The 17,030-nt window shown below is 43.3% G+C and carries 11 protein-coding genes, 3 tRNA genes and 1 pseudogene; 12 read left to right on the top strand and 3 right to left on the bottom strand.

What is annotated here, in order from left to right; translation table 11 throughout:
* Positions 1-426 precede the first annotated feature (426 nt).
* Both ABZB17_RS10060 and ABZB17_RS10055 read left to right on the top strand, forming a co-directional pair.
* On the top strand, positions 427-1,656 hold the full coding sequence (locus ABZB17_RS10060) for a M16 family metallopeptidase (protein WP_372649885.1): 1,230 nt from the start codon (positions 427-429) through the stop codon (positions 1,654-1,656).
* 6 nt (positions 1,657-1,662) lie between these two features.
* Positions 1,663-2,301 (top strand): O-methyltransferase, encoded by a 639-nt coding sequence (locus tag ABZB17_RS10055; protein WP_372649883.1) that lies wholly within the window; start codon positions 1,663-1,665, stop codon positions 2,299-2,301.
* 663 nt (positions 2,302-2,964) lie between these two features.
* Here ABZB17_RS10055 and ABZB17_RS10050 read toward each other — a convergent pair.
* Positions 2,965-4,284: a stage 0 sporulation family protein gene (locus ABZB17_RS10050; protein ID WP_372649881.1), complete on the bottom strand. Its 1,320-nt coding sequence runs from the start codon at positions 4,282-4,284 to the stop codon at positions 2,965-2,967.
* A gap of 147 nt (positions 4,285-4,431) precedes the next feature.
* Here ABZB17_RS10050 and ABZB17_RS10045 point away from each other — a divergent pair, with 147 nt between their 5' ends.
* The 8 genes from ABZB17_RS10045 (at position 4,432) to ABZB17_RS10010 (ending at position 12,805) form a co-directional block, all read left to right on the top strand.
* The gene (locus tag ABZB17_RS10045; protein WP_372649879.1) at positions 4,432-5,616 is read left to right on the top strand and encodes a DUF4105 domain-containing protein; all 1,185 of its coding nucleotides are present in this window, start codon (positions 4,432-4,434) and stop codon (positions 5,614-5,616) included.
* 494 nt (positions 5,617-6,110) lie between these two features.
* Complete coding sequence (gene mutS, locus ABZB17_RS10040; RefSeq protein WP_372649877.1) at positions 6,111-8,693, top strand: DNA mismatch repair protein MutS; 2,583 nt, start codon at positions 6,111-6,113, stop codon at positions 8,691-8,693.
* A gap of 80 nt (positions 8,694-8,773) precedes the next feature.
* Positions 8,774-8,846 (top strand) — tRNA-Gly (locus ABZB17_RS10035).
* A gap of 22 nt (positions 8,847-8,868) precedes the next feature.
* A tRNA-Leu gene (locus tag ABZB17_RS10030) sits at positions 8,869-8,955 on the top strand.
* Between the two features lie 4 nt (positions 8,956-8,959).
* Positions 8,960-9,032: transfer RNA gene (locus ABZB17_RS10025), tRNA-Gly, on the top strand.
* 64 nt (positions 9,033-9,096) lie between these two features.
* A complete protein-coding gene (locus tag ABZB17_RS10020; RefSeq protein WP_372649875.1) occupies positions 9,097-9,390 on the top strand; it encodes a GIY-YIG nuclease family protein in 294 nt (97 codons plus the stop codon).
* 580 nt (positions 9,391-9,970) lie between these two features.
* Positions 9,971-11,236 carry a glycoside hydrolase family 5 protein gene (locus ABZB17_RS10015; RefSeq protein WP_372649873.1) on the top strand — a complete coding sequence of 422 codons (1,266 nt, stop codon included), beginning with the start codon at positions 9,971-9,973 and terminating at the stop codon, positions 11,234-11,236.
* A 150-nt stretch (positions 11,237-11,386) separates the two neighbouring features.
* Positions 11,387-12,805 carry a sulfatase gene (locus tag ABZB17_RS10010; RefSeq protein WP_372649871.1) on the top strand — a complete coding sequence of 473 codons (1,419 nt, stop codon included), beginning with the start codon at positions 11,387-11,389 and terminating at the stop codon, positions 12,803-12,805.
* Positions 12,806-12,884: 79 nt separating this feature from the next.
* Here the strand turns inward: ABZB17_RS10010 and ABZB17_RS10005 are convergent, their stop codons facing one another.
* Together ABZB17_RS10005 and ABZB17_RS10000 are read right to left on the bottom strand one after the other, a co-directional pair.
* Entirely contained in the window at positions 12,885-13,370 is a 486-nt protein-coding gene (locus tag ABZB17_RS10005; RefSeq protein WP_372649870.1) for a hypothetical protein, read from the bottom strand.
* 30 nt (positions 13,371-13,400) lie between these two features.
* A complete protein-coding gene (locus ABZB17_RS10000; protein WP_372649868.1) occupies positions 13,401-14,867 on the bottom strand; it encodes a M48 family metalloprotease in 1,467 nt (488 codons plus the stop codon).
* 142 nt (positions 14,868-15,009) lie between these two features.
* Between ABZB17_RS10000 and ABZB17_RS09995 the strand changes: the two genes are divergently transcribed.
* Entirely contained in the window at positions 15,010-16,545 is a 1,536-nt protein-coding gene (locus ABZB17_RS09995; protein ID WP_372649866.1) for a M20/M25/M40 family metallo-hydrolase, read from the top strand.
* Positions 16,546-16,569: 24 nt separating this feature from the next.
* Positions 16,570-17,030 (top strand): annotated as a pseudogene (locus ABZB17_RS09990) (hypothetical protein); the annotation flags it as partial.

The following is a 17,030-nucleotide window of genomic DNA, read 5'->3' as shown; positions in this document are numbered from 1 at the left end:
TTTTCAGTCCGTTGCTCTACCAACTGAGCTATGGCACCTTTCTAAAGTTGGGCTTTAAGTAGCACCCCCTTTATTTTGGTGTTGCAAAAGTATACATTTTTTTAAAATCACAAAGTTCAACACCAAAAAAAGTGAAAAAAAATTGATTTTTTCAGCTCTCGGAATTCGGCGTGAGTTTATGTGGTTGATCTTTTTTTTGTGTTTTTATTTGAAACTGAATTACTTGACCCTCCTGATCCTCCAAGGGGTAACAGTTCTCATCTTTTTGGAAATTTGAGGTAAAATAAATTTCGTAATAATAACGGTTCATTTCCTGTTATCATCAATGTTTTCGATTCTACATAGAATCCTTTCATGCGTTTTGTAAGCCGTATGAGTCTGCAATCCAATACTTTTTATACTTTTGCACGATTAGTTTAAAAGACAATGGTTGATACTGATTATCTGATACATACATTACATAACGGCATTCGAATAATTCATCAGCAAACCGATTCGCCGGTGGGGCATCTGGGGGTTTTAATAAATACCGGATCGCGCGACGAAAACGAGGATGAACATGGCCTTGCGCACTTTATCGAGCACTCGGTTTTTAAGGGCACAAAAAAGCGCAAGTCGTTTCATGTGCTTAGCCGTATCGAGGGCGTTGGCGGCGAGCTGAATGCCTACACCACAAAGGAAGAAACCGTGCTGTATGCTACTTTTTTAAGCGAGCATTACGATCGCACGGCCGAACTGCTGAGCGATATTCTTTTTAACAGCACCTACCCCGAAAAAGAACTCAACCTCGAAAAAGAGGTGGTGGTAGAGGAGATAAATTCGTATTACGATTCACCTTCAGAATTGATCTTCGATGAGTTTGAGGAGCAGGTTTTTGATGGTCATCCCATTGCCCGCAATATTCTGGGCACAAAAGAAAAGCTACGGTCTTTTAATCGCGATATGATTTTCAATTTTATTGCCAATAACTACCATACCGATCAAATGGTGATCAGTTCGGTGGGGAATATTGATTTTACGGCTTTGCTAAAAATGCTGGAGAAGTATTTTGGCGAGGTGGAGCAAAGTTTGCGGCAGTTGAAAAGAGAACAGTTTGTGAATTACCAGCCGCAATCAAAAACGGTAGTAAAAGATACTTTTCAGGCGCACTGCGTGATGGGTAATCTGGCTTTCGATTTTAAAAACCCGAAGCGTATTGCCATGGTTTTGCTGAACAATGTATTGGGCGGACAGGCGCTAAACTCGCGTTTAAACCTGGCCATGCGCGAACGTCGCGGAATGGCTTACAATGTGGAGTCGGCCTACACGGCTTATTCTGATACCGGATTGTTTAACGTGTATTTTGGTACCGACAAAGAAAACCTGAACAAAGCGGTGGCGCTGGTGCATAAAGAGTTTGACTTGCTGCGCGACAAAAAGATGGGAGCCGTTCAGTTAAGTCGTGCAAAAAAGCAGTTGATTGGCCAGATTGCCATTTCAACCGAAAGCCGCGAAGATATGATGCTCACAATCGGGAAAAGTTTTATGCTGTTTGACAAGGTGGATCCTTTGCGTGTGATCTTCAAAAAGATTGAAGCGATTAGTGCTGAGGATATCCAGGAAGTAGCCAACATTATACTGGACAAAAACCAGATGAGTACGTTGATTTATAAATAGAAGGGAATGGACAGGCAGAAGGCAATGCACCAATATATTTTGGATCATATCGATGAGGAAGATCCGATGTTAACCGAACTGGATCGCGAAACCAACCTGAAAGTACTGGGTGCCCGAATGATTTCGGGGCATTTGCAGGGACAGGTGCTCACGATGCTGGCAAAAATGATCCGCCCGAAAACCATTCTCGAGCTGGGAACCTTTACCGGTTATTCGGCTATTTGCCTGGCAAAAGGATTACCTGAAGATGGCAAGCTAATTACTATTGAGGTTGACGATGAGCTGGAGACACTGGCGGCTAAATATTTCGAAAAAGCCGGTGTGGCACATTTAATCGAACAAAAAATAGGGGCTGCTACCGAGCTGATCCCTTTGCTCGATCAATCTTTTGACCTGGTTTTTATTGACGCCGATAAACGCGAGTATGTGCAGTACTATCAGCTGCTAATCGATAAAATGCGACCGGGAACGTATATGATTGCCGACAATACGCTGTGGAGCGGGAAAGTGCTGGATAAACCCCGTTTCGATGATACGCAGACTATTGGTATTCTTGAGTTCAATAAGCTGGTTAAAAACGACGTCCGTGTGGAGAAGGTCATCCTTCCGTTGCGTGATGGTATGACTGTTATTCGTAAAAAGTAACTGCTACTTTTTCTGTAGGCCTACCCATTTTTATTATCCCATCATCTCCTCTGGTTTCTCTCATTATTTGTCCATATTAAACATGAAAATTGCAGCAGACTCTGGTTTTGATGTGGCTTTCGTCTTCATGCCAGACGGGCAGTTCCTTTTGCATTCGATCAAAAGGAACCAAAAATCTTGTCAAAAAAAACCTTTGTGTTTTTTCAATGAAACCAATTAGCCCGACTGACGGATTTTTGACGAGCCCGCACAAAATTTGCCCTCAGGTCCGCCTTCGAGAAAAAGCGTTAAGAAAATAAATGGAGAGAACGTTTAAAAATCAAGTCTGTTTGACGCTCGTTAGCCTGAGACACGAAAAGCTAAAAGGAGAGCCTGTCCCGATCGTAGCATCGGGAAGTTTCTTGATTTTAGTGAAAGGAATTTATTTTTAGCTTTTTATCGTCAGCGGTGGCTTTTTTGAATACTTTTTCAGCTATAGGAAAAAGTATTTCCTTTCCGGAAGAACATTTGTATGACAGTAAATCATAAGTATACGAGTTGCAAATTATGGCACTTTCAGCCCCGTTAGAGAATCCCGGGAATCCTAAATATTTTTAAGACGTTATCGATAAACACGCCTGTTAAAACAAAATTACATAGACGTTTGAAGCAGCATGTTCTTCTTTACTTCTCGTTATTCGTCGTCTGTTGTGCCTTTTTAGCCTGAAATCCCGGTTTCCGTTTTCTGTTCGGATTGTTATTCCTTCGTTTGTTTGGTCTTTTGTTTTTGTCGCCAGCTTCTGAAGCGTTTTGTTTGTTTTGCGGAGTGTTGCTCTTATTCTCGAAATTCCGGCCTCCCTTTTTGTTGGTTCCCCGGTTGTTGCGTCGTTTTTTGTTGCGCGAAGGCTTTTTATCATCGAAACGATCCAGGCTTTCGTCAAGGGTAACTTCCATACTATTTTGCTCTTTTGGCAGAGCACTGAAAGTCTGGACTTCGGGTTTTATACCCCTTTTGTTTTTCTGAATGATATCGCGCACCTGGTTTAGCGACAGGTTAAAGGTAGTTCCCATGCTTCCTGCCAATCCATACCATATCTCTTTCTTCAGGTAATCGGTTTTAAACGGTTTGGCAATTCCCGATGCCAGTTCAAGGTCGAGTAGTTCGCGCGGAAATTCATTTCCTGCCTCAATGTATGCATTCAGCTCGTAAAGCAAACAGCATTTTAGTTTTCCGCAGGCACCGGCCATTTTTTGTGCCGATGGCGACAAACCTTGCTTTAGTGCCGCTTCCGACGAGATACTTGAAAAATCGGTTCGCCAGCTCGAGCAACACAACTCGCGTCCGCATGAGCCAATTCCACCAATCAAACCGGCTTCCTGGCGGGCACCAATTTGTTTCATTTCCACTTTAATGCGAAACTCGCGGGCATACACTTTTATCAGTTCCCTGAAATCTACACGTCCTTCGGCCAGGTAGTAAAAAATTGCTTTTTTGTTGTCGCCTCTGAATTCAACATCGCCAATTTTCATGTCCAGCCCAAGTTCCTGTGCTGCCTGGCGTGCCCGTATCATGGTGGCTTTTTCGCGGCTGCGTGCTTCATTCAATTTCTGAATATCGGCATCCGAAGCTTTGCGGTAAACCACATTCAGGTTATACCGCGACGGGTTTTTTATCCGCAGCTTAAACTGTTTTTCGGCCAGGTAACCGGTTAGGGTTACTTCGCCAACGTCGTGCCCCGGCGAGGAGGCAACAACTATACGGTCTCCACGTTTTAGCGGAAGATTTTCAACATTTTTATAGTATTCTTTGCGGGTTGACTTAAACTTAACTTCAACAATATCTGATTTATCGGTGGTGTCTGGCAAATCACTCAGCCAGTCGTATCCTTGTGTTATGCTACTTGTTGAATTATTGAACGAACATCCATTACAACTCATATAATCCTCTCTGCTTTCTGTCTGATGCGTGGCTTGCGCATTTATTGCACTGAGCTTCACGCCCATCCTGTAAATAATTCAATGCAAAGATTGGAAAAAAGAATTGATTTTTCTAATCTGGAACAAGTCTAAATTAAAATATTGTATTTTATTCATGCCGGAAATGAGCTTTTTTGTTCCTTTATTGAAAAATTAATAAGGCAGAAAACATTCATGAATCTCTTAAGGCGGCTTTTAGTTGTAGTATTTGTGGCCCTCGCATTCGATGGGCTGGCTTTTCAACTTGCAGAAAGGGCAACAGTTAGTATCATTACCTGCAGCCCGGGAAACGAAATGTATTCAGTTTACGGTCATTCGGCCATTCGGGTAAAAGATCAGCAGCTGAATTACGATGTGGTTTTTAACTACGGCATTTTCGATTTTAGCAGCCCCAATTTTCTGTATCGTTTTTGTGCCGGGCAAACCGATTACCTGCTTGGCGCTTATCGTTTTGAGACCTTTTTGAATGAATACAGACACGATAAACGCAGTGTTTTTGAACAGGAACTCAACCTTACAGCACAGGAAAAACAAGCAGTTGTTGATTTTTTGGTGTGGAATGCCCAGCCCGAAAACCGGGTGTACCGCTATAATTTTTTCTTCGATAACTGTGCTACGCGGGTACGCGATGTAATTGCCGATAACGTAAATGGAGGCATAACTTACACCGACAGTGCCAGCCATAAAACCCTGCGTACGCTGATAAAAGATTATCACCACAAAATACGGTGGCTGAATTTTGGTATCGATTTTTTGGTTGCCGCTGAATCAGACCGTGAGGCAACACTCGAAGAAGAAATGTTTTTGCCCGACTATGTAATGCAGCATTTTGCAATGGCAAAAAGAAATGATAACGGGCAGTATATTGCTCAAGCCGTGAAAGTGCTCTATCAGGCACCTGAACAAACTCGGCTACTGACATGGCTTTGGGGGCCGCTGGTGGTATTTTCGTTGTTGTTGTTGGTGGTAGCCTGTTTCACCTGGAAACAGTTTAAGAACGAAAAAATGAAGCCCGCGCTTGATATTGTGCTTTACGGTATAAACGGATTGGGTGGTTTATTGCTTACCTGGTTTACCATTTATTCCGAACATCCGGCAATGAGCCCGAATTACAACCTCATTTGGTTGGTGCCGCTGAGTCTGCCATTTGCAATTGTCTACTTACGAAAAAGGTGGCGTCAGGCAGTGCGTTATTATCACCTTGTTTTTGCGGTGTGGATAATTATATTTTTTGTTTCATCGCCCTTTATTCCGCAGAAATTTCATCCGGTATTTTTTATTATGGCAGCCACATTTTTTATCCGCGCATTGGCGCACTCGCTGCTAATTCTGAAGTCTTTAAAAGCCGATCGCAAATAATCCGGGCTGACTATCAGAAAACGATTTTGTGAAAAACTATCCTTTGCACCGTCTTTTAAGGCGGTGATATTGGGTTGGTTAGTCCAGCTAGATTTTTCAGGATTTTTGTAGAATAAAATTTACAAAAATCCTGAAAAATCATAATCACTATATCTGCTTCGTTACACCGCTCTAAAGAACGGTGCAAAAAATAGTTTTCTAAACTTGCATTAAATCCTGCAACTTCATTTGATGTTAATCATGTAATCTGATTTCTTGTTTAGGAAGTACTTTTACTCCCGACGCTGCGGTCGGGATTTGGCTTTGGCCGATTTTCAATTCGATTAGCATAGCTGCACTCAACTTTTGCCTTTTAACTTTTGCCTTGGTGCACCCCGTGAATTGTTGAAAAGTTTGGATGAACAAATTTGTCATGGATTTCTTCCATGCTTTGAAACAATTATCTTTGCTCAACGATGGCAAAAAATGATAAGAAATATGTAGAAACTCCGCTGATGAAGCAATATTATGCAATCAAGGATAAACATCCTGATGCGGTGTTGCTTTTTCGGGTGGGCGATTTTTATGAAACATTTGGAGAGGATGCCATAAAAGCGGCAGAAATTCTGGGGATTACATTAACGCGCCGGGCAAATGGTTCGGCCAGTTATGTGGAGTTGGCAGGTTTTCCGCACCATGCGCTAGATACCTATTTACCCAAACTGGTACGGGCCGGGCAGCGGGTGGCGATTTGCGAGCAGCTGGAAGATCCGAAAATGACGAAGAAGATCGTGAAACGCGGTATTACCGAACTGGTAACTCCGGGAGTTTCCATCAATGATAATATTCTTGAGAACCGCGAAAATAACTTCCTCGCATCAGTACATTTCGATAAAAAGCGGGCAGGTATCGCCTTTCTTGATATATCAACCGGTGAGTTTCTGGCGGCCGAAGGAAGTTTTGAATACATCGACAAATTATTGAATTCGTTTCAGCCTAAAGAAGTGTTGTTTCAACGCGGAAGAGGGAAGGAGTTCAACGATCTGTTCGGGACAAAATTTTACACCTTCAACCTGGAAGACTGGGTGTATACCGATGATGCGGCAAACGACCGACTGAAGCGGCATTTCGAAACCACTTCGTTAAAAGGATTTGGTGTGCACAGCATGCAGTTGGGCATTATTGCTGCCGGAGCGATTTTGCATTACCTCGATATTACTCAACACCAGAAGCTAAGTCATATCTCGGGATTGAGCCGGATTGAGGAAGAGCACTTCGTATGGCTCGACCGTTTTACCATTCGTAACCTCGAGTTGTTTGCACCGCTTCACGAAAGTGGTAAAGCGCTCATCAACGTTATCGATAAGACCATCACGCCAATGGGATCGCGCCTGCTGAAACGCTGGATGGCGTTGCCTTTAAAAGATATCGATCCGATAAACGAGCGGCTGGAAGTGGTGGAGCTTTTCCTGAAAGATCCGGAGACCAAAGAAAACCTGGAAGAACACCTTCGCCAGATGGGCGATTTGGAACGACTCATCTCAAAAGTTGCAGTAGGTCGCATCAACCCGCGCGAAGTAGTGCAGGTGAAAAATGCGCTGGCGGCAATTGTACCGATAAAAGCTGCGTGTGCCGGTGTTGAGAATCCGGCTTTAAATCGATTTGCCGAGCAGTTAAATCCTTGTGATTTGATCAGAGCACGTATTGAAACACAAATTGTTGCCGATCCGCCAACAGCCGTCAATAAAGGGAAAGTGATTGCCGAAGGTGTATCGGAGGAGTTGGATGATTTACGAAAGATCGCTTACTCGGGAAAAGATTACCTGGCGCAAATTCAAAAACGCGAAAGCGAGAAACACGGAATTCCATCGCTAAAGATCAGCTTTAACAATGTTTTTGGTTACTACATCGAGGTGCGGAATACACACAAAGACAAAGTGCCCACCGATTGGATTCGTAAACAAACGCTGGTAAGTGCCGAGCGATATATTACAGAGGAGCTGAAAGAATACGAGCAAAAAATACTTGGTGCTGAGGAGAAAATTCAGGCGCTGGAAGGTAAATTGTTTGGTGAGCTGATTTTTGAGCTGTCGGAATACATATCGGCTATACAGTTAAACTCGCATATCCTGGCGCAAATCGATTGTCTTTTGTCGTACGCCACGTGTGCAACAGCTTATAAATATTTCCGCCCGGAGGTGAATGAGGCCACTTCAATTGAGATCAAAGAGGGGCGACATCCGGTTATCGAACACCAGTTGCCAATTGGTGAGTCGTACATTGCAAACGACGTAAAACTCGATCAGGAAGATCAGCAGATCATCATCATCACCGGGCCAAACATGGCCGGTAAATCGGCCCTGTTACGTCAAACAGCATTGATTGTACTGATGGCGCAAATGGGGTCGTTCGTTCCTGCTGAAGTAGCGAAAATCGGTTTTGTGGATAAAATTTTCACCCGCGTTGGAGCCTCGGATAATATTTCGCTGGGCGAGTCAACTTTTATGGTGGAAATGAATGAAGCGGCCAGCATTCTGAATAATGTTTCCGATCGCAGCCTTATTCTTTTCGATGAGCTGGGGCGCGGTACATCAACTTATGATGGTATTTCCATTGCCTGGTCGATTGTGGAGCACCTGCACGAACATGCCTTTACCAAAGCAAAAACGCTGTTTGCTACCCACTATCACGAGCTCAATGAAATGGAAGGCGCATTCCCGAGGGTAAAAAACTTTAACGTTTCCATAAAAGAGGTGGGCAACAAAGTTATCTTCTTACGAAAGCTGGTGCGAGGCGGAAGTAATCACAGTTTTGGTATCCATGTGGCGGGCATGGCCGGAATGCCAAAATCGGTAATTCAGCGTGCCGAACAGATATTATTGAAACTGGAAGGCGGAAAAGAAAAGGAAAGTTTAAGTAAACCTTTAGTGGAGATTGGCGAAAAACGCGAGGGGATGCAGTTGAGCTTTTTTCAATTGGATGATCCTGTGCTAAAGCAGATTAGAGATGAGATAGCCGGGCTTGATGTGAATAATCTTACGCCAATAGAAGCCCTGAACAAGCTAAATGAGATAAAGAAATTGACAGGAATTTCTTAATGCACTTCAATAATTTTTGCCAGATAAAAAAATAGCAATATATTTGCATCGCTTTTGAAAAAGCAAGTTCATTAAAATATGCGAGAATAGCTCAGTTGGTAGAGCACGACCTTGCCAAGGTCGGGGTCGCGGGTTCGAGTCCCGTTTCTCGCTCATTCACGATAATGCAAAGGATGCCCGGGTGGTGGAATGGTAGACACGTTGGACTTAAAATCCAATGATCATTATGATCGTGGGGGTTCAAGTCCCCCCCCGGGTACCAAATTGCGAGAATAGCTCAGTTGGTAGAGCACGACCTTGCCAAGGTCGGGGTCGCGGGTTCGAGTCCCGTTTCTCGCTCTTTAAAAGGCTTCACAATTTGTGAGGCCTTTTTTTATTGCCCTTAAACTGAGAACTTGCTTTTATGAGCTATTTTGTTTACATCCTATATTCTCCTAGTGCTGATGTCTATTATAAAGGGCAAACTTCAGATATTTCGGAACGGCTCAAACGTCATAATTCAGGGAGAGAAAAAGCAACTAAAGACGGAATTCCCTGGGAATTAGTTTGGGCGACCAATAAATCAACAAGAGGGGAAGCTTTAAAATTAGAACGGAAGCTGAAAAATTTATCAAGAGAAAGAACTACTCAGTTTATTCAAAAATATAAGGTCGGGGTCGCGGGCCCTGACGATTCCCGAGGAATGTCCGGATGCTGACCTAAAGCGTCAGCATTCGAGTCCCTCCTGTCCTGACAATATCGTCAGGATTTCTCGCTCTTAAAAGGCTTCACAATTTGTGAGGCCTTTTTTTATGCCTAATATTTTGCATTTGGTTGGCTGCCTGGCTTTTCGCTTTACCGGTTTTGTCAAGCTTGGTTTTTGTAATTGGTACGTGGGCTCCCGTTGTCGCCTTCGTCCAATAACAAAAACTTGTCGCTTATCTGCAACAGGGTGTCGCTGCAATCCCTGCCAATGAGGCCTGTGGTTATAAGTTTTTGCACCATGCTATAGCTTGGTGGCACTTTAATAAGGAAAAGGAATGGCTTTAGCCTTTAATCTAATACTTAAAGGCTAAAGCCACGGTGCAAAATACTGTATTTCGAATTTTAAGGACTAAAGTCCGAAGTCGGGAATTATGCTTAACCCCGGCATTAATGCCGGGGTTAGTCAACTAAAAAACAAGCTGGACTTTAGTCCTTAATGAATAACTTCCCTTTTTTCTCGCCTCCCAATTTGTTAGGCCTTTCACTTTCCCAACATTATTACTATTTTCACCACAAACCAATTAAACTATACCATGCAAAAACAAATTCATCTATCAATTTGGGTACTGTTTTTAAGTACTGTACTATTTTCATGTCAACCGGTGCAGCAAAAAGAAGAACCTCAGGCTGACGCAACACAATTTATTACCATCAAAGGGCCTGATTTGATCGCACCCAACGGTGAAAAATTCTTTATCCAGGGAATAAACCTTGGCAACTGGCTGAATCCGGAAGGTTACATGTTCAAGTTCCAAAAAACAAGTTCGGCACGGCTTATCGATGAGATGTTTCGTGAAGCAGTGGGACCCGATTTTACCAACCATTTCTGGAAACAATTCAAGGATAATTACATCACCCGCGAAGATATCCGTTACATAAAAAGTACGGGCGTGAATTCCATTCGTTTGCCGTTTCATTATAAACTGTTTACCGATGAAGATTACATGGGGCTTTATTCCAACCAGGATGGTTTTGCGTGCATCGACAGTTTGGTGGAGTGGTGCCGCGAATCGGAGCTGTACATTATTCTGGATATGCACGATGCGCCCGGAGGGCAAACCGGGGCGAATATCGATGATAGTTACGGTTACCCGTGGTTAATGGTAAGCGAAGAAAGTCAGGAGTTGTTTGTGGAGATCTGGCGAAAAATAGCCGATCGGTATAAAAACGAACCGATGATTTTAGGTTACGATCTGTTGAACGAACCCATAGCCACCTATTTCCCTGAAGATGAGGCGATGCTGAATAAACAACTGGAGCCTTTGTATGTGGAAGCGGTTAAGTCCATTCGCGAGGTGGATACTAACCACATTGTTTTGCTGGGTGGTGCCCAGTGGAATGGCAACTTTAAAGTATTTACCGACTCGAAATTCGACGATAAGATAATGTACACCTGTCACCGCTACTGGTGCGATACCTTGCAGGCAAATATTCAGGATTTTGTTGATTTTCGCGACTCTGTGAATCTACCCATCTATATGGGCGAAACCGGAGAGAATACTGATGAGTGGATTGCTGCCTGGACCCGCCTGATGATCAGAAACAACATCGGTTATCATTACTGGCCTTACAAAAAAATGGGTAGCCCGCGTTGTATGGTAACTATCCCAACTCCCGAAAACTGGGATGTGATTGTAGATTTTGCCGAAGGACCACGCGATACCTACGAAGCAGTGCGGGCAAATCGCCCAGATCAGGAGCTGGTTAAAAAAGTGATGATGGAATACATCGCGAATCTTAAATTGTCGAAATGTGAAGCAAACGAGGGCTACATTCGGGCGATGGCTATGGAGCCGTAATGATCTTGATTTTCTTTTTAAAAAATACTTTTTAAAAAAATCAAAAAGTCTGACATTTGTTTGAACTTCCCAAATTGAATGACGATATTGGTCGCCCTATCCTGCAGTGCGCAGAAGGAATACTGATACAAAAATGCAAATCCATTAATCATGAATTTCAAAATTAAACTCTTGTTATTGTTTTGTGGGATTTTCTCACTTGCAAAAGTTCAGGCTCAAGATGCGAAGAAGCCCAATATTATACATATTCTTGCAGATGATGTGGGTTTTGACGACCTGAGTTGTTTTGGCTCGAAAGACATTAATACGCCCAACCTGGATAAGCTGGCGGCAGAAGGAATGAAATTTACGGGTTTTTACGCGCCACACGGCACTTGTACGTCTTCGCGAGCAGCCACTTTAACCGGAAGGTATGCGCCAAGGGTAAATAATGGCACTGGTTTGTACGTATTGTTTCCACATTCGAAACACGGCCTGGAAGACGAGCTGGAGGTTTCAATCACCGAATTGCTGAAAGAACAGGGTTACACGACCGGACTATATGGGCAATGGCATTTAGGACACTTACCGCAATATTTGCCTTGTGTTCATGGTTTCGACGAGTTTCTGGGGATTCCTTATCCCAACGATCATGGTCCCGAGCGAATCGGAAATTCGGGATGGCGGCCAAATGGCATCAGCGATCCGGAAATTCCGTTGATCGAGCAGGCACAGATTATAAAGCGCTGCGATAACAATGATCTGGCCGAGTTGCCGGCATTATTCACACGCGAAGCCTGCAAGTTTATTTACAGAGCAACGCAGGAGGAGAAACCGTTCTACCTGCAATATGCGAATATTGAAACGCACACGCCCTGGTTTGTGCCAAAAGGTTTCGAAGGGCAAAGCAAAGCAGCTGCCTATGGCGATGCAGTTGAATACCTAGACCGTTCGGTTGGCATCATTCTCAATACTTTAAAACGACTGAAAATTGAAGACAATACCATAATTGTATTTACTTCGGATAATGGCCCTTTGGTACACCGCGACCAAGAATTGGAAAATTGCTACGGGAAATTTGGTTTCACAGATCCTGACCGCGAGCATATTTTGCGCGAAGGCAAATATCAGGAACGTTATGAAGGTGGAATCCGGGTAGCGTGTATAATGAAATGGCCTGATGTAATTCCTGCAGAGACTGAATGTGATGTGCCGGTAACAGGCATGGATTTGTTTACCACATTTGCAACTATTGCAGGTGCGGAAATTCCAACCGACAGGGTAATCGATGGTAAAAATATTTTGCCCCTGATGAAAAATGAAGCAGGAGCTACTGCACCTCATACAGCAGTGTATGGCTTTACAGCAACAGGAAGGCTGATGAGTGTGAGATACAAAAACTGGAAATTGATTTTGCCGGGAGAACACTGGACCGGTAATTTGGATAAAGCACATTTATATGATGTGGAAAACGACCCGGGTGAGAAGGAAAATGTTGCCGATAAGAATCCCGGTGTAGTGGACACCATTTTAGCAATGGCTGGTGAGGCAACGGACGCTATTGAAAACAATAAACCAATACCGGAATAGGGGTCAATCCTAACGAAAAATTACAGCATAAAAAAAGCGTGCCACCGGCACGCTTTTCTTTTTATTTTACTTTAATGGTTTATTCAAACACATAGCGGATATTCAAACCAAAACCTCCCCAGTGGAGGCTGGTTTCGTCGACCACTTCCAGCGACGGGCGGTAATCAAGCCCAAGGGCGATCGGGATATTCACAAAGCGGTATTCAAGTCCGATTTCAAAGGCAGCCCCCAGGTTAAAATTGGTTTCGCTGTCTTTTACTCCCTCCTTGTACACCGTTTCATCTAAAATTGCCAGGTACGGTCCAACGCCCATATACCAGTTAAATGCTTCGTCGGTTATGGGGCGGTACAGGAAATCCCAAAGCAGGTCGGCTGCAACACCATTGCCAAACGAGAGGTCGGCATGCAGGCGGTTAAATTCACCAGTCGAAAAAATTCCGTCAATAGCAACGCTTCCGGCCGAAACATCGCCAAAACGTACCCCCAGTTCCTGGGCGTTTCCAATAAAAATACCTGTAACAGCTAAGATGGCTGTTAATACAATTGTTTGTAATGTCTTTTTCATTTTAATAAAAGTTGTTTTCTGAATTTTAATTTATTTTCCTAAAATCTTAATCATATCTCCACGTTTCAACACATCGCCCAATTCGCGGTTGTTTAGTAAGGCCATTTCTTCGAATTTATCTTGCGGAACTTTGTAATAAGCGAAAGCATCTTTTAACGAAACCGTTGCACTATTGATAGAAATTACCTTTATCCGGTCGGGTTTGATATTCAGTTTCGAAGCATCGGTAAGTCGCTCAAAGTATTTCATTGTCGACTCAAACGCGGGCTTGTATTGGCTAAAATTCGCATCCAAACAAAGGCCGTGGAAGGTATAAACCATTGCATCTTTTTCGATAAAATACGAGAGGATTTTTACCACCTGCTCTTGTCCTGCATCGTTTTGCGATACCTGGTCCGAAATTGTTGCAACAGCATTCAGGCCGTTCAGTGTCAGGTTGCGTTTGTCTACCAGCGTAAGTTTTAAGTCGGATATCGTTTTTTGTGCAACCGCGTCGGCACCTTTTTCCTGCGATAGTTCAAAAATCATAGCCGCATTTTTGTCTTCAGGAACAATTTGCACCTGAAGCGGAGAATTGATCAGTGTCCAGTTTTTGGGTATCGGGAATTGAAAGGCCAGATCGGGGTGATAAAACATACTGTTCTCAACAAAACCGTGGCGTGGATTTTCCCCATACACAATTCCATCAATCATTTTAAGATATTCGTCGGTGTTTACCGCGTAATTCTGTTGGGGTAATTGAGCTTGCCACTCAGCAGTAGTTTGTTTTACCGCAATATTTCGTTGCCCCGGATCGGGGTGTGTCGACATCCAGGTGGGAACACCGTCGTGGCTGCTTGCCATTTGCATTTTGTTCAACACTTCAAAAAAGTCGGCCATTTTATTGGCATCGTAGCCAATCTTTGATGAGTATTCAACTCCCAGGCGGTCGGCTTCGCGTTCGTTGGCACGGCTAAAACTTAAAAATAGAAGTTGCATTGCGGCCATAGCTTCATTGGCAAACTGTGCCACTTCGGGTACGGCTACCATTCCGGCGGCAAGGGCAACCTGGCTAAGTTGTTGCCGCGTTTGTTGCTGCGCTGTGTGGCGAGCGGTAACGTGTCCCATTTCGTGTCCCAATACGCCCATCAGTTCTGCTTCGTTGTTAAACTGGGCTAAAATTCCGCGGGTTAAATAAATGTATCCGCCCGGCACGGCAAAAGCATTTACCACCGGCGAATCCAACAGCCTGAAATGGTATTGCAGGTTAGGGCGATGCGAAATCTTACCCATTTCTGTTCCCTTTTCGGTAATAAAATTCAGCAATGCTTCATCCTCATATAATCCAAATGTTGAAATTACCGTCGGGTCGTATTGCGTTCCCAGTGCAACTTCCTGCTCTTCCGACATCAACATGAGCTGTCGTTGTCCGGTAACCGGATTAACGGCGCACGATGGGATCAGCAGTAATAACGAAACGGTTAAAAGAATTACCGAAAGTGTTTTGATTGTTTTCATTTTTCCTGAAATTTTGAAGTATGGTTAAGAATTCACATTTAAACGTGTCAAATTGTTATTTATAGCTTGCCTGTATTAGCTTAATTGTTAAATTCGCTTCTATACAAAGATAATATTTACTTCATTTTTTAAAATCACCCGTATGTTAATACGTAAAACTGTACTTGTTTATTTTAGCATCCTGGCGTTTCTTTTTTCGGCCAGTGCGCAGAACGAAGCATTGTCGAAAATTGATATTCCTGATTTAAAAGAATACCTCACATTTATTGCGTCTGATGAATTACAGGGACGCGCATTGGGTACCGAAGTTGATGGCCTTGAAATAACGGCGAACTATCTGGCCGATTATGCAAAAGAAATTGGGCTGAAACCTGCAGTAGATAACTATTTTCAGATAGTTCCAATTTTGCACACCGTACCGGGCACAGATGATTTTATTGAAGTAAAAAATAAAAAGGGGAAGTCGGTTTACCGGTCGGAAGAGCTGGTAAAACTGACCCAGACTTCCGGCATTTTTAGTCTTGAAGAGGAACCCGTTACATTTATTGGTTTTGGTGAAAATATTGAGTCGCTGGATATAAATGACAAGCTTGTAATTGTAGCTCAGGGAAGTGCTGAATCGTTTTCAGGCGAAGAAAAATTTGAGTGGCAAAACCGTGTAGAGAGCACAAAAATAAATGCCATTATGGAAAAACAGCCGAAAGCTTTGCTGGTGATTACCAATCCGAAAGACACGGAAAATAAAACCTTTAAACAATTGCAAGGCTGGATGAGTAGGTCGGGGTACAGCGTAAAAACCAACGACGATATTACCACGCAACCTGCCGTTTTACTGGCCACGTCAAAAGTTGCCGATGCCTTGCTGGGTAAAAAAGGACAATACCTTAAGTACCTTGAAAAGGTGGCTGCCGGATCGGAGGCAGTTACTGAAGTTGCGGAAACACTGAGCCTTAAATCAGGAGCAGAACCTGAATTGCTGGAAGCAAAAAATGTTGTTGCATATGTTGAAGGATCAGATCCGGTTTTAAAGAACGAATATGTTGTATTTATGGCGCACTACGATCATTTGGGAGTTGGAAAAGATGGTGATGTATACAACGGCGCCGACGACAATGGATCGGGAACAGTGGCCATTATGGAAGTGGCCGAAGCTTTTGCCAGCTTAAAAGAAAAACAGAAACGAAGTATTGTTTTTCTGTGGGTAACCTGCGAAGAGAAGGGGCATTTCGGATCAAGTTATTATTGCGATCATCCGCTGTTTCCGCTGGATAAAACCGTGGCTTCCATTAACCTTGATATGGTAGGCCGCGTTTACGATGGCCCACGCGACGATGTTTGGAAAGACTCGCCCAAAAAAGTGAAAGACTTTGATGGATTGTACACCCTTTCGAACGATGTGTGGCCCGAATTGGCTGAAATAAATGCAGCACATTGCGCCGATTTGGGATTGGTTCCCGACACCAGTTTGCCAAAAGAGCGTTTTTTACGTGCCAGCGATCATTACCATTTTCATAAATATGGTGTACCTATCTTAAATTATGCCACCGGTTATCATGCCGATTACCACAAAGTTGGCGATGAGATTGAAAGAATAAACTTTGAAAAAATAAAACGTGTTGCCGATCTTTGCTTTTTGGTAGGTTTTGATTTGGCCAACAAAAAAGACATAGAATTTTAATCATAATATTTCAAACCGAAGAACATGAACACCAAACTTCTTTTCACACTGTTTTGTGTAGCAGTTTCGATAGTGGCTGTTGCTCAAAAAAACGAATTACAAACCATTACCGAGAATGATCTGAGAGCACACCTGGAATTTATTGCCGGCGATAATATGCGTGGTCGCGATTTTTTTACCGAAACGCCGGGCCTTGATCTCGCTGCGGATTACCTGAAAGCTCAATGTGCAAAAATGGGACTGACTCCCGGAGTTGAAGGCTATTTTCAAAATGTTGAATTGCAGGCTGTAACACCTGATCCTGACCAGACGGTATTAAGTTTAAAAGACACCAACGGAAATAAAAGTTACCAAACAAAAGATATTTTTTCTCTGGGAGGGCCTCCAAAAAACGACACCATTTCGGGGGAAGTGGTGTTTGCCGGTTATGGTTGGTACAACGAGGATACAAAATATAACGATACAAAAGACCTGGATTTAAAGGG

The organism is Draconibacterium sp. (genome assembly GCF_041583095.1).
Taxonomy (GTDB): domain Bacteria; phylum Bacteroidota; class Bacteroidia; order Bacteroidales; family Prolixibacteraceae; genus Draconibacterium.
Note: the sequence above shows the minus strand (reverse complement) of the source record. Positions and strands in the feature narration are given on the sequence as shown.